This is a genomic window from Klebsiella africana (assembly GCF_020526085.1).
In the GTDB taxonomy this organism is placed as follows: domain Bacteria; phylum Pseudomonadota; class Gammaproteobacteria; order Enterobacterales; family Enterobacteriaceae; genus Klebsiella; species Klebsiella africana.
This window is the reverse complement of record NZ_CP084874.1, coordinates 1129750-1143399: the sequence shown is the minus strand read 5'-3', so window position 1 is coordinate 1143399 and position 13650 is coordinate 1129750. Positions and strand designations below refer to the sequence as shown.

Sequence of the window (13650 nt, the reverse complement as noted above, 5' to 3'; positions counted from 1 at the left end):
TCTGTCCTGGCACTGCTTGCTCCCCCGCTCACGAACTGAGGTCCGCGCCAGAAGATCCACTCTCTTGCCGCCCTGATGCAGCTTGAATGATTTGGTGTAAAGGAATAATCGCCCTGGACGCTGCCTGCACGGTTACAACCAGCGGCCCGACGGAATAAAGTGGGAATAAGATAAGTTTTCTTTACGGCGAAGTAAAATCCCCGATGGGTCAATCTGCAAAATTTCGCCAGATTTCCTGGATATCTTCCATCAGGTAGCCGCGGTAGAGCAGGAATCGCTGGATTTTGACTTTTTCGGTAAACGCGTTGGGGAGCGGCTCGCCGTATTTCCGCTGTGCCTGCGCTCTGGCAAGACTCACCCAGTCGATATCGCATTCGCGCATCGCCTGTTCTACGGCCTGACGCGCAATCCCTTTCTGACTGAGTTCCTGGCGAATGCGTGCCGGACCATAGCCTTTGCGGCTCCGGCTGGCGATGAACTGACCGACGAAGCGGTTGTCGTCGAGGTAGCGGTTTTCGATACACCAGGCGACAACCTGCTCCAGCTCGTCGGGGGTAACGTCCAGCGCCTCAGGACCGTTTTTGCTCATCACCGGAGCGACCAGCTTGCGTCGCAGCTCCTGCTCGCTATGGTCGCGCATCGCCAGAATGCGGATAGCACGGTCCAGCAGGCGGGCGTAGCCGGAGCGGCGTGATGAAGGTTCAGTCACAGGCACCTCGATAATCTCACAAAGCAAAAGGGCTGCCTAAGCAGCCCTGTCAGTCTTGCAGACGATATCAGAAATCCTGTTCGGTTTCTTCTGCACTGTTGTCATCAACAACGAAGTCTGGCTTCGCATCTTGATTGTTGAGCAGCAGTTCGCGCACTTTCTTCTCAATCTCTTTCGCCGCCGCCGGGTTCTCTTTCAGCCAGGTGATCGCGTTCGCTTTACCCTGACCGATTTTGTCGCCGTTGTAGCTATACCAGGCGCCGGCTTTCTCAATCAGCTTCTCTTTCACGCCGAGGTCTACCAGCTCGCCGTAGAAGTTGATGCCTTCGCCGTAGAGGATCTGGAATTCGGCCTGTTTAAACGGTGCCGCGATCTTGTTTTTCACCACTTTGACGCGGGTTTCGCTGCCGACGACGTTGTCGCCCTCTTTCACCGCGCCGATACGGCGAATGTCCAGACGCACAGAGGCGTAGAACTTCAGAGCGTTACCACCGGTAGTGGTTTCCGGGTTACCGAACATCACGCCAATTTTCATACGGATCTGGTTGATAAAGATCAGCAGCGTGTTGGACTGCTTCAGGTTACCCGCCAGCTTACGCATCGCCTGGCTCATCATACGCGCCGCGAGGCCCATGTGAGAGTCACCGATTTCGCCTTCGATTTCCGCTTTCGGCGTCAGCGCCGCGACGGAGTCGACGACGATAACGTCAACCGCGCCAGAGCGCGCCAGCGCGTCACAGATTTCCAGCGCCTGCTCGCCGGTGTCCGGCTGAGAACACAGCAGATTGTCGATATCGACGCCCAGTTTGCGTGCATAGACAGGATCCAGCGCGTGCTCGGCATCGATGAACGCACAGGTTTTACCTTCGCGCTGCGCTGCGGCAATAACCTGCAGCGTCAGGGTGGTTTTACCGGAGGATTCCGGACCGTAGATTTCCACAATACGGCCCATTGGCAGACCGCCGGCGCCCAGCGCAATATCCAGAGAAAGCGAGCCGGTGGAGATGGTTTCCACATCCATGGTGCGGTCTTCACCCAGGCGCATGATGGAGCCTTTACCGAATTGCTTTTCGATCTGGCCCAGTGCAGCCGCCAACGCTTTCTGTTTGTTTTCGTCGATCGCCATTGTTACTCCTAATCATGCAGGGTAAAGCGTGTTCGCTTTGCCGTTAATATTTGTTCAGTTGAGGCAATTATACTGTATGGTCATACAGTATCAAGTGTTTTGTAGAAATTGTTGCCAGAGCAGATTGAGCGCATAGGCCGTCGCCTGACGACGCACCGCTTCGCGGTCTCCGGCAAAGCATTCCCGCCGCGTTACCCCTTGCCCACTGACGCTGGCGACGCCGAACCACACCGTCCCGACCGGCTTTTCCTCGCTACCACCGTCCGGCCCGGCGACGCCGCTAACGGAGATGGCATAATCCGCGCGCGCCGCGCGCAGCGCGCCGATCGCCATCTCAACCACCACCGGTTCGCTTACCGCGCCGTTGTCGCGCAGCGTCGCTTCGCTGACGCCAATCATTTGCGATTTGGCTTCGTTGCTGTAGGTCACAAAGCCGCGTTCAAACCACGCCGAGCTGCCGGCAATATCGGTGATCGCTTTCGCTATCCAGCCGCCGGTACAGGATTCCGCCGTGGTCACCGTTGCACCACGCGTCTTCAACGCCCGGCCCACCTTTTCGCTTAGCTGCATTAATTCTGAATCGGTCATTATCGCTCCGCTTTGCTCCGGATAAAGAGGCCATCAAAGATAGCACTTTCGACAGAGATATGGGGATGAAGTGGCGATTTTACGAGGGGGGATCCAGAAATGGGTCGTCCTGTGATAACCAGGACGACCAGACTACCGGTTACTTCATGCTGTTAGCGATAAGCTCAACGTTATGACGCATCATTTTGACGTAGCTATCGGCCACGCCGCCCGGCTTAGATAGCGCTTCCGGATAGAGTTCGCCGCCGGGCTGCGCGCCGGTGGCGCTGGCAATCTGCTTCACCAACCGCGGATCAAGCTGGTTCTCCATAAACCAGGTATGGACGCCATCCGCTTTGATTTGCTTAATCAGCGCCGCCACCTGCGCCGCGCTGGCCTCGCTCTCTGAAGAGAGCCCCTGTGGCGCGAGGAAGGTCACGTGATAAGCCCGGCCAAAATAGCCGAAGGCGTCATGGCTGGTCAGGACCTTGCGCTTTGCCAGCGGAATGGCGCTGAACTGCGTTTTTGCCCAGCCATCGATGTTCGTCAGTTGGTCGATGTAGCGCTTGCCGCTGTTGGTCAACGCCGCTTTATCTTGCGGGTCGGCTTTCACCAGACCATCGAGGATATTCTGCGCATACAACGCGCCGTTCGCCGCGCTGTTCCAGGCGTGGGGATCGGTCACCGTTTTACCATCCTCATCAAGGGTATGGGTCATGACGCCTGTCGATGCCACCACCAGCTCGCCCTTAAAACCGGAGGCCTTAATCAGGCGATCCAGCCACCCTTCCAGTCCCAGGCCGTTGACTACCACCACGTCGGCCTTGCTGAGCAGCGCGCTATCCTTCGGTGAGGGCTCGAAGGTGTGCGGATCGCCGTCCGGGCCGACCAGGGTATCCACATGGACATGCTCCCCGCCGACCTGCTGCACCATATCGCCCAGCACCGAAAAGCTGCTGACCACGTTCAGCGTTTTCGCCATGGCCCCCTGCGCCATCAGGCCGAGGGCCAGCGCGACTACTATTGCACTACGTTTCATCATTTCCTTACCCCATCAATGTGCGCCAGCCGACCAGCAGCCGGCTGCGCGTGCCAAAAAAAAGTGAAACAAAAAACAGTGCGCTGGCAGTCAGGACAATAGCGGGCCCGGCGGGAAGACTGATCGCCCAGGAGAGGCTTAATCCCAGCCAGGCGCAGAGCGCACCCATTCCCGCCGCCAGCAGCAGAATGCCCGGCAGCGTGCGCGCCCAGCAGCGCGCGGCGACCGCCGGAAGCATCATCACCCCCACCGCCATCAGCGTGCCGAGCACCTGAAACCCGGCCACCAGATTAAGCACCAGCAGCGCCAGAAAAAGCCCATGCAGCAGCGCGGGAAGGCGGGGGTGGTTCACCTGCAGCCAGGCACTGTCGAACGCCTCGCTGACCAGACCGCGGTAGCACAGCGCGAGGCACAGCAGCGTCAGGCTGGCGACGCCGCTGACAAACAGCGCCGCGTCGCGATCGACCGCCAGAATGGAGCCAAACAGCAGATGCAGGAGGTCAACGCTGGAGCCGCGCAGCGACACCAGGGTGACACCCAGGGCCAGCGAGCCCAGATAAAATCCAGCAAAGCTGGCGTCCTCTTTTAACGGTGTCCGCCGGCTCACCCACCCGGCCACCAGCGCCACCATGATGCCGGCGATGAAGCCGCCCAGGGTCATGGCCAGCAGCGACATGCCGTTCAGCAAATACCCCACCGCCACCCCGGGGAGAATGGCGTGCGACAGCGCATCGCCCATCAGACTCATGCGCCGCAGCAGCAGTAAGACGCCCAGCATGGTGGTGCTCAGCGACAGCGCCAGACACACCACGAGGGCCCGGCGCATAAAGCCGAATTCAATGAAAGGCTGAAAGAAGGTGTGCCAGATCATGCCGACCTCGCATGAGTGAAAGCCGGAAGCACCGCCCGGGTAGCGCCCCAGCAGGCGCGCTGGGGAGTCAGCAGCAGCGTCTCGGGGAAAAAGTCGGCTACCCGCTGATTATCATGCAGCACCGCCAGGATGGTCTGTCCCTGCCGGTGCATCTCGAGGATCAAATCCATTAGTTCGCGGCTTGTCGCTTCGTCAATACCGGTGAAAGGCTCGTCGAGCATCACCAGCGGCGCCTGCTGCACCATCACCCGGGCAAATAGCATGCGCTGAAACTGGCCGCCGGAGAGCGCTTCGATCGGCGTTTTCGCCAGGCCCGCCAGCCCGACCCGCTCCAGCACCGCGCCGAGGCGTCGCCGGGTGTCGCCCCCCAGACCGCGCAGCAGCGACACGCCGGGCCATGCGCCCTGGCTTACCACATCCTGCACGTTGAGAGGAAACTGCGACTCGAGGGCATGGCGCTGCGCCAGCCAGCCAATCACCGGCCGTTTCCCCTGCCAGCGCAGGCAGCCACTGACCGGCGGAAGAAACCCGGCGAGGGTTTTCAGCAGGGTCGATTTTCCGCAGCCATTGAGGCCAACGATTGCCGTCAGGCTGCCGGGGCATATCATCCCGCTCAGTGGAGGGGTAATCGCTACCCCGTCATAGCCGGATACCAGTTGCTCCAGTTCAATCATGGCAGCGTCACCGCCCACCAGGTCGCCAGCCATAGCGCCACCAGCAGCACGCCTGCGATGGCCGCGCGCGTCGCGCCGGATGCCATAAAAACCGATGTGAACATATTTTCGCCTCAATTTAATGTTATAACATAACAATAACGAAGCGAAGAAAGAATGTAAATCAGCGTCAGTCAGCGGTAATGTAACAAAGGTCAACAAGAGGCCTGGAGACGGGAAAAAACAGGAGGATAAGCGCGGCCTCCCCGGCGTCATCCCCCGGTCGCGCTGCGCTTACCGGGGCTACCAACCGGATACCAGACCGTAGCCGGATAAAGCGCTGGCGAACTCCGCCGCCAACGTGCGGATGACGACGCGTAACGTAGCCGCAGTGTTGCCAATAGGCGACAAGCTGTCATTGCTGTCATTGAACTCTCCCCCGGTCGCGCTGCGCTTACCGGGGCTACCAACCGGATAACAGACCGTAGCCCGGATAAGGCGCTACGCCGCTATCCGGGGAGGCTCGGAATCTGTCAGTAACGTAGCCGCAGTGTTGCCAATAGGCGACAAGCTGTCATTGAACTCTCCCCCGGTCGCGCTGCGCTTACCGGGGCTACCAACCGGATAACAGACCGTAGCCCGGATAAGGCGCTACGCGCCGCTATCCGGGGAGGCTCGGAATCTGTCAGCCGGATGAAAGGATCAATAACCGCCGCGGGCCTGCGCAACCGCCAGGCCAAGCTGCCAGACGGCCATCGCGTAGTGGGTGCTGTGGTTGTAGCGGGTGATGGTGTAAAAGTTCGGCAGCCCGTACCAGTACTCATAGCCGGTGCCGACGTCCAGCCGCAGCAGGCTGGCCTGCTGATGGTTGCCCAGCGGCTGGGTGGGGGTCAGCCCCGCCGCCGCCAGCTGTGAAACGCTGTATTTGGTTTTGAAACCATTCTCCAGCCCCGGGGCCTGGCCCAGCGCCTGCACCGCCACCAGATCGCCGCTCACCCAGCCATGCTGTTTGAAGTAGTTGGCCACGCTGCCGATAGCATCCACCGGATCCCACAGGTTGATATGTCCGTCACCGTTAAAATCGACCGCATACTGCTTATAGGAGGACGGCATAAACTGACCGTAGCCCATCGCCCCGGCGAAAGAGCCTTTCAGATCCAGCGGGTCGTCGCTTTCGCTGCGCGCCATTAACAGGAAGGTTTCCAGCTCCGACGAGAAGTATTCGGCGCGGCGCGGGTAGCTAAACGACAGCGTCGCCAGCGCATCAAGGATACGGGTTTTGCCCATCACCCGGCCCCAGCGAGTCTCCACGCCAATAATACCGACGATGATTTCCGGCGGCACACCATACACCTGATAAGCGCGGTTCAGCGCATCCTGATACTGATTCCAGAACACCACGCCGTTTTGCACATTATCCGGGGTAATGAACTGTTTCTTGTAGCGCAGCCAGGCGCCGGTCGGCCCGGTTGGCGGCAGGCCGGTCGGTGCCTGACGATCCATCAGCCGCAGGACGTAATCCAGGCGCTTCGCCTGCGAGAGGATCTCCTGCAGCTGCTGCCGGTCAAAGCCGTGCTTCGCCACCATCTTATCGATGAACTGTGCCGCCGCCGGGTTGTTGGCGAAGTCGCCGCCCATCTGCATCACGTTATGCTGCGGTTCCAGCAAAAAGCCGCCGGTTCCACTCGCCATCTCCGTTTCCGCGGGGGTGTTGGGTTTGCTGCTGCAGGCAGCGAGGAGCACACAAAGGGGAAGTAAAGCCAGATAGCGACGCTTCAACATGGGAATTCCGTTTAACAAATTCAGCAAGGGATAATTATGGTAAAGCATGCGACGACCAACAAGAAAGCGACAATCTGTTTGTAGACAAAATAGTCCTTCAACGGCTCCTCCTTTGCGTGCTTTCATGCCCTGCAACGTTTCATCCCCCCTTTCAATCTTTCAAAATAAAATATTTATCTTTCATTTTGCGATCTATTTAACACTTTAAAACCTTTCAAAGTGATTAAAATCAGCCTGCGGTTAGCAAGAAAAATAACATGCTGAAGGAGAGAACAATGATTGACGTCGTGACCCACGGCGCGGAGTGGTTTATCGGCCTGTTTCAGAAAGGCGGCGAGGTATTTACCGGCATGGTGACCGGGATCCTCCCCTTACTGATCAGCCTGCTGGTGATCATGAACGCGCTGATCAACTTTATCGGCCAGCAGCGGATCGAGAAGCTGGCGCAGCGCTGCGCCGGAAACCCGATATCCCGTTACCTGCTGCTACCCTGCATCGGCACCTTCGTGTTTTGTAACCCAATGACGTTAAGCCTCGGCCGCTTTATGCCTGAGAAGTACAAGCCCAGCTATTACGCGGCGGCGTCGTATAGCTGCCACTCAATGAACGGGCTGTTTCCACATATCAACCCCGGCGAGCTGTTCGTCTATCTCGGCATCGCCAATGGCCTCACCACCCTCGGCCTGCCGCTCGGTCCGCTGGCGGTGAGCTACCTGCTGGTCGGCCTGGTGACCAACTTCTTCCGCGGCTGGGTCACCGATCTGACCACCTCAATTTTCGAGAGAAAAATGGCGATTCAGCTTTCCCAGAAAGTGCATCTGTCAGGAGCGACATCATGACCCGTATTCGTATAGAGAAAGGCACCGGCGGCTGGGGCGGCCCGCTTGAGCTCGACGTCGTCGAAGGCAAAAAGATCGTCTATATCACCGCCGGCACCCGCCCGGCGATCGTTGACCGCATCGCCAGCCTGACCGGCTGGCAGCCGGTGGACGGGTTTAAAGAGGGAGAACCAGCGGAAAGCGAGATCGGCGTGGCGATTATCGACTGCGGGGGCACCCTGCGCTGCGGGCTCTATCCTAAACGCCGCATCCCGACGGTGAATATCCATGCCACCGGCAAATCAGGGCCGCTGGCCCAGTACATCACGGAAGATATTTATGTCTCCGGCGTCAAAGAGGACAACATCCAGTGCATCGCTCCCGACAGCGCAGGGGTTTCCGAGCCGCCGGCGGAAAACAAGAGCGCGGGTCGCGATTACGACACTAGCAAGAAGATCACCGAACAGAGCGATGGCCTGCTGGCGAAGGTCGGGATGGGGATGGGATCGGTGGTGGCAGTGCTGTTCCAGGCCGGGCGCGACACCATTGATACGGTGCTGAAAACCATTCTGCCGTTTATGGCCTTCGTCTCGGCGCTGATCGGCATCATCATGGCCTCCGGCATTGGCGACTGGATTGCCCACGGCCTGGCGCCGCTCGCCAGCCATCCGCTGGGGCTGGTGACCCTGGCGCTGATCTGCTCCTTCCCGCTGCTGTCGCCGTTTCTCGGCCCCGGCGCGGTTATCGCCCAGGTCATCGGCGTGCTGATCGGCGTTCAAATCGGCCTTGGCAACATTCCGCCGCACCTCGCCCTGCCCGCGCTATTCGCCATTAACGCCCAGGCCGCCTGCGATTTTATTCCGGTAGGCCTGTCGCTGGCCGAAGCCCGCCAGGATACCGTGCGCGTCGGCGTGCCGTCGGTGCTGGTCAGTCGCTTCCTGACAGGCGCGCCAACCGTGCTGATCGCGTGGTTCGTTTCCGGATTTATTTACCAGTAAGAGGTTCCTGAAGATGACTGTGATTTACCAGACCACCATTACGCACATCGGCGCCTGCGCGACGATGGCGCTGGAAGAGCAAATGCTGATCACCTTCCGCGAGGGCGCCCCGGCGGATATTGAAGAGTACTGCTTTATTCACAACCACGGCGAGCTGGCCGGCGCGCTGCGGCCGGGGGCAGAGCTGCAGCTTGGCGAACAGCGCTACCCGGTGACCGCCGTCGGCGAGGTAGCCGAACAAAACCTGCGCGAGCTGGGCCACATCACCCTGCGCTTTGACGGCCATCGTGAAGCGGAGTTCCCCGGTACCGTCCATGTGGCGGGCCCGGTGCCGGACGCCATCGCGCCCGGCTGCGTACTGAAATTTGTTGCTTAAAAGGAGAGAGAGATGAATCAGGTTGCTGTTGTCATTGGTGGCGGACAAACCTTAGGAGAGTTTCTGTGCCGCGGGCTGGCCGCCGAGGGCTACCGCGTGGCGGTGGTCGATATTCAAAGTGAAAAAGCCAGCCGCGTCGCCCAAGAGATCAACGCTGAATATGGCGAAGGTATGGCGTACGGTTTCGGCGCCGACGCCACCAGCGAGGCCAGCGTCACCGCGCTGGCCCATGGGGTGGACGAGATTTTCTCGCGCGTCGATCTGCTGGTATACAGTGCCGGGATCGCCAAAGCGGCGTTTATTAGCGACTTTGCGCTGGGTGATTTCGACCGCTCGCTACAGGTCAATCTGGTGGGCTATTTCCTCTGCGCCCGCGAGTTCTCCCGGCTGATGATCCGCGACGGCATTAAGGGACGCATCATTCAGATCAACTCGAAATCCGGCAAAGTCGGCAGTAAGCACAACTCCGGCTACAGCGCGGCGAAGTTCGGCGGCGTCGGGCTGACCCAGTCGCTGGCGCTGGATCTGGCGGAGTACGGTATTACCGTCCATTCGCTGATGCTCGGCAATCTGTTGAAATCGCCGATGTTCCAGTCGCTGCTGCCGCAGTACGCCACCAAGCTCGGTATCGATGAGAGCGAAGTCGAGCAGTACTACATCGATAAGGTGCCGCTGAAGCGCGGCTGCGAATATCAGGATGTGCTGAACGTATTGATGTTTTACGCCAGCCCGCAGGCGTCGTACTGCACGGGCCAGTCAATTAACGTCACCGGCGGCCAGGTGATGTTTTAACAGGTTCCCGGATGGCGCAGCGCTTATCCGGGCTACAAAACGGTAGGTCGGGTCAGGCGCTAGCCGCCACCCGACAACAAACGGTACCCGGGTTGTTCCCGGTATCACACTTTCAGGAGACATTATGGTTACCGCACTCATTACCGTCGCCGCCATCGCCTGGCTTACCCAGCTGGCCTTTGGCGGCTGGCAGATCCGCCGCTTCAATCGCGCCTTTGATAGCCTTTGCCAGCAGGGCCGGGTCGGCGTCGGCCGCTCCGCCGGGCGCTTTCAACCGCGCGCCATCGTCGCCATCGCCGTCGATGATAACGACCGCATTAGCGATACGCTGCTGATGAAAGGTTTTACTATTTTCGCCCGCCCGCAAAAAATTCCCACGCTTACCGGCAAACATATCGCGGAATTGCAACCTGATGTGATCTTTCCCCATGATCCGCGCTGTCAGAATGCACTATCATTAGCGCTTAATCCGAAACATGGGTAATTTCGTTGTAAAAGTAAATATCTTGCGAAATTATCACTTCGAAACTTAAACGCAGGATAGACGCCTATGAAACCCCGTCAGCGCCAGGCAGCCATTCTCGAGTTCCTGCAGTCGCAGGGAAAATGCTCGGTCGAAGAGCTGGCGCAACACTTCGATACCACCGGCACCACCATCCGTAAGGATCTGGTCACGCTGGAAAATGCCGGCACCGTCATTCGCACCTACGGTGGCGTGATGCTTAACAAGGATGAAGCCGATCCGCCGATCGATCACAAGACGCTGATCAACACTCATAAAAAAGCGCGCATCGCCGAAGCTGCCGTCCGTTTTATTCACGACGGCGACTCCCTTATCCTCGACGCTGGCAGCACCGTGCTGCAAATGGTCCCGCTGCTCAGCCACTTCAATAACATCACGGTGATGACCAACAGTCTGCATATCGTCAACGCCCTTGCCGAACTGGATAATGAACAGACTATCCTGATGCCCGGCGGCACCTTCCGCAAAAAATCGGCCTCGTTCCATGGCCAACTGGCGGAGAACGCCTTTGAGCAGTTCAGTTTTGACAAGCTGTTTATGGGCACCGACGGCATCGATCTGAACGCCGGCGTGACCACCTTCAATGAGGTGTATACCGTCAGCAAAGCGATGTGCAATGCCGCCCGCGAAGTGATCCTGATGGCCGACTCATCCAAGTTTGGTCGTAAAAGCCCCAATATTGTCTGCGGCCTGGAGCGCGTGGATAAATTGATTACCGATGCCGATATTGACCCTGCATTCCAGCAGGCGCTGGAAGCCAAAGGCATAGAAGTCATTATTACTGGAGAACATCATGAGTAACTTTCTGTTAGAGGCCGGACGCCAGACCCTGATGCTTGAGCTGCAGGAGGCGAGCCGCCTGCCGGAACGCCTGGGCGACGACTTCATCCGCGCGGCGGAAACCATCATCCACTGCGAGGGCAAACTGATTGTCTCCGGTATCGGTAAATCCGGCCACATCGGTAAAAAGCTGGCGGCCACCTTCGCCAGCACCGGCACCCCGGCCTTTTTCGTCCATCCGGCGGAAGCCCTGCATGGCGATCTCGGCATGCTCGATAGCCGCGACGTGATGCTGTTTATCTCCTACTCCGGCAGCGCGAAAGAGCTGGATCTCATCGTGCCGCGGCTGGAAGAAAAATCCATTCCGCTGCTGGCGATGACCGGCAAATCCACCTCGCCGCTGGCGCTGGCGGCGAAAGCGGTGCTGGATATCGCCGTGGAGCGCGAAGCCTGTCCGATGCATCTGGCGCCAACCTCCAGCACCGTCAACACGCTGATGCTGGGCGACGCGTTGGCGATGGCGGTGATGCAGGCGCGCGGTTTCAATGAAGAGGATTTCGCCCGTTCCCACCCGGCGGGCGCCCTCGGCGCGCGGCTGCTGAACAAAGTGCATCACCTGATGCGTCGCGATGAAGAAGTGCCGCGGGTCAATACCGAGGCCAACGTCATGGACGCCATGCTTGAACTCAGCCGCACCGGACTCGGCCTGGTGGCGGTCTGCGATGAAGCCAACCGCGTGCAGGGCGTTTTCACCGACGGTGACCTGCGCCGCTGGCTGGTAGGCGGCGGCACGTTAGACGATGGCGTCACGCAGGCGATGACCCGCAACGGCGTGACGCTGCAGGCGGAGAGCCGCGCGGTGGAAGCCAAAGAGCGGCTGATGAAACACAAAATCAGCGCCGCGCCGGTCGTAGATGAAAACGGCCAACTGGTCGGTGCCATCAACCTGCAGAACTTTTACCAGGCGGGGATCCTTTAAGACCCAGACGTTTCGCCAACCGATGCAGGTTGGCGACGTCCAGTTCCAGCGCGCGGGCGGTCGCCGCCCAGTTGCCCTGGTTCGCCTCCAGCGCACGGCTAATGGCTTCTCGCTGAAAAGAGTCGGTCGCCTCGCTCAGATTGACGTTTCCCGTCGCGGGCGCCGCTGCCGCTGTGTCAGTCAGCAACATCGGCGCCGCCACCGCAAACTGGAAATGCTGCGGCTCCAGGACCACTTCATCACCGGCCTGGGTGGCCCGCGCCAGCACCACCGCCCGGTGAATAGCATGCTCCAGTTCGCGCACGTTGCCCGGCCAGGACCACTGCTGCAGCCGGTTTCGCGCCGCCTCAGCCAAAATGACCCGCGCCAGCCCCATCCGCAGACGGCACTGCTCGCAGAAATAGCCCGCCAGCAGCACCACATCGTTTTCCCGCTCGCGTAGCGGCGGAACCGACAGCGGGAAGACGCTCAGGCGGTGATAGAGATCGGCGCGAAAGCGCCCTGCCACCACTTCCTGGCGCAGATCGCGGTTAGTCGCCGCCAGCACCCGCACATCGACCCGCAGGCTGCGGTCATCGCCGACGCGCTGAATATCGCCATACTGCAGCACGCGCAGCAGTTTCGCCTGCAGCGCCAGCGACAGTTCGCCGATTTCGTCAAGGAACAGGGTGCCGTTATCAGCCATCTCAAATTTACCGCTGCGGTTGCTGATAGCCCCGGTAAATGCCCCTTTCACATGGCCGAACAGCTCGCTCTCCGCCACGCTTTCCGGCAGCGCCGCGCAGTTGAGGTACACCAGCGGATTGGCGGCTCGCGGCGACCCCTGATGCACCGCCTTCGCCACCAGCTCTTTACCGGTGCCGGTTTCGCCGCTGATCAGCACGTTTAAATCCGAGGCGGCGACGATATCGATCTCTTTTTTCAGCTGCAGCATGGGCGCCGACAGGCCGATGATCTCCTGACGTTCCGGCAGCGGGTAATTCACCGCCTGCGCCGGCAGGACGTTTTGCGCCTCGAGGCGGGCGATAAGCAGCGCGTTATTCAATGCCCCGGCCACCAGCGCGGCAATTAGCCGCAGCTCTTCATCGCTAAAGCTATCGAAACGGTCGGCATCCATGCCATCAAGGGTCAGCGCGCCAATCAGCGTCTGCCCGGCAAACAGCGGCAGTCCCACGCAGGCATGGACTTTGAGGCTCTCCTGACCGGGGATCAGGCCGTCATAGGGGTCGGGCAGGTCGCTATCCGCCGGGAAGCGTACCACATCCCCGGCGCGCGCAATCGCCTCCAGCCGCGGGTGTCCTTCCAGAGCAAAGCGCCGACCTAGCACATCCTGCGCCAGGCCATCGATCGCCAGCGGCACAAACTGATGCGCCTCATAGCGCAGCAGCGCTGAAGCATCGCAGCCGAGGATCTGCCGCAGGGTGGTAATCAGGCGCGAAAAACGGTCGGTGTGACCAATATCGCTTTGTAAATCAATGGCGATTCTCGCCAGCTCGTCGACGGAAAAACTCATTGCCGCTCCATTGTCATTTTGACAATACACATTGTCATATCGACTATTTTAACCATTGTCATTTTGACAACAACTAAAATCGGAAAAAATAAAAAACAGATAATTATCAATTAATTAAAAAGTT

Annotated in this window: 15 protein-coding genes; 7 read left to right on the top strand and 8 right to left on the bottom strand. The window is 59.4% G+C overall.

The features are described from left to right. Positions 1-208: 208 nt before the first annotated feature. From recX to mltB, 7 genes are all read right to left on the bottom strand, one after another. A complete protein-coding gene (gene recX / locus LGL98_RS05585) occupies positions 209-709 on the bottom strand; it encodes a recombination regulator RecX (RefSeq protein ID WP_136030401.1) in 501 nt (166 codons plus the stop codon). Positions 710-776: 67 nt separating this feature from the next. Further along, positions 777-1835, bottom strand: a complete 1059-nt coding sequence (recA, locus tag LGL98_RS05580; RefSeq protein WP_025712760.1) for a recombinase RecA — start codon at positions 1833-1835, stop codon at positions 777-779. A 90-nt stretch (positions 1836-1925) separates the two neighbouring features. Continuing rightward, positions 1926-2423, bottom strand: a complete 498-nt coding sequence (pncC, locus tag LGL98_RS05575; RefSeq protein WP_136030400.1) for a nicotinamide-nucleotide amidase — start codon at positions 2421-2423, stop codon at positions 1926-1928. Between the two features lie 139 nt (positions 2424-2562). Next, positions 2563-3441: a metal ABC transporter substrate-binding protein gene (locus tag LGL98_RS05570; RefSeq protein ID WP_136030409.1), complete on the bottom strand. Its 879-nt coding sequence runs from the start codon at positions 3439-3441 to the stop codon at positions 2563-2565. Positions 3442-3448: 7 nt separating this feature from the next. Further along, positions 3449-4312: a metal ABC transporter permease gene (locus LGL98_RS05565; RefSeq protein WP_136030398.1), complete on the bottom strand. Its 864-nt coding sequence runs from the start codon at positions 4310-4312 to the stop codon at positions 3449-3451. After that, a complete protein-coding gene (locus LGL98_RS05560; RefSeq protein WP_168435247.1) occupies positions 4309-5019 on the bottom strand; it encodes a metal ABC transporter ATP-binding protein in 711 nt (236 codons plus the stop codon). Before LGL98_RS05560 ends, LGL98_RS05565 begins: the two co-directional genes overlap by 4 nt. 648 nt (positions 5020-5667) lie before the next feature. Next, positions 5668-6747: a lytic murein transglycosylase B gene (gene mltB / locus LGL98_RS05555; RefSeq protein ID WP_168435246.1), complete on the bottom strand. Its 1080-nt coding sequence runs from the start codon at positions 6745-6747 to the stop codon at positions 5668-5670. Positions 6748-7022: 275 nt separating this feature from the next. Between mltB and srlA the strand changes: the two genes are divergently transcribed. The 7 genes from srlA to gutQ all read left to right on the top strand — a co-directional run bounded on the left by srlA (position 7023) and on the right by gutQ (position 12013). Next, positions 7023-7586: a PTS glucitol/sorbitol transporter subunit IIC gene (gene srlA, locus LGL98_RS05550; RefSeq protein ID WP_002914812.1), complete on the top strand. Its 564-nt coding sequence runs from the start codon at positions 7023-7025 to the stop codon at positions 7584-7586. Then, positions 7583-8563 carry a PTS glucitol/sorbitol transporter subunit IIB gene (srlE, locus tag LGL98_RS05545; RefSeq protein WP_040223733.1) on the top strand — a complete coding sequence of 327 codons (981 nt, stop codon included), beginning with the start codon at positions 7583-7585 and terminating at the stop codon, positions 8561-8563. Before srlA ends, srlE begins: the two co-directional genes overlap by 4 nt. Positions 8564-8576: 13 nt before the next feature. After that, positions 8577-8939, top strand: a complete 363-nt coding sequence (gene srlB / locus LGL98_RS05540) for a PTS glucitol/sorbitol transporter subunit IIA (protein WP_136030392.1) — start codon at positions 8577-8579, stop codon at positions 8937-8939. A 12-nt stretch (positions 8940-8951) separates the two neighbouring features. Next, the gene (srlD, locus tag LGL98_RS05535; protein ID WP_002914815.1) at positions 8952-9731 is read left to right on the top strand and encodes a sorbitol-6-phosphate dehydrogenase; all 780 of its coding nucleotides are present in this window, start codon (positions 8952-8954) and stop codon (positions 9729-9731) included. A 124-nt stretch (positions 9732-9855) separates the two neighbouring features. Continuing rightward, the gene (gutM, locus tag LGL98_RS05530) at positions 9856-10215 is read left to right on the top strand and encodes a transcriptional regulator GutM (RefSeq protein WP_136030391.1); all 360 of its coding nucleotides are present in this window, start codon (positions 9856-9858) and stop codon (positions 10213-10215) included. Between the two features lie 66 nt (positions 10216-10281). Continuing rightward, positions 10282-11055 (top strand): glucitol operon DNA-binding transcriptional repressor SrlR, encoded by a 774-nt coding sequence (gene srlR / locus LGL98_RS05525; RefSeq protein WP_136030389.1) that lies wholly within the window; start codon positions 10282-10284, stop codon positions 11053-11055. After that, positions 11048-12013, top strand: coding sequence for an arabinose-5-phosphate isomerase GutQ (gene gutQ / locus LGL98_RS05520; RefSeq protein WP_136030387.1), 966 nt, complete (start codon positions 11048-11050; stop codon positions 12011-12013). The genes srlR and gutQ overlap by 8 nt, the downstream gene beginning before the upstream one ends. Here the strand turns inward: gutQ and norR are convergent. Next, positions 11976-13526 carry a nitric oxide reductase transcriptional regulator NorR gene (gene norR, locus LGL98_RS05515; protein WP_136030385.1) on the bottom strand — a complete coding sequence of 517 codons (1551 nt, stop codon included), beginning with the start codon at positions 13524-13526 and terminating at the stop codon, positions 11976-11978. The two genes, gutQ and norR, sit on opposite strands and share 38 nt — an antisense overlap. Between the last annotated feature and the right edge of the window lie 124 nt (positions 13527-13650).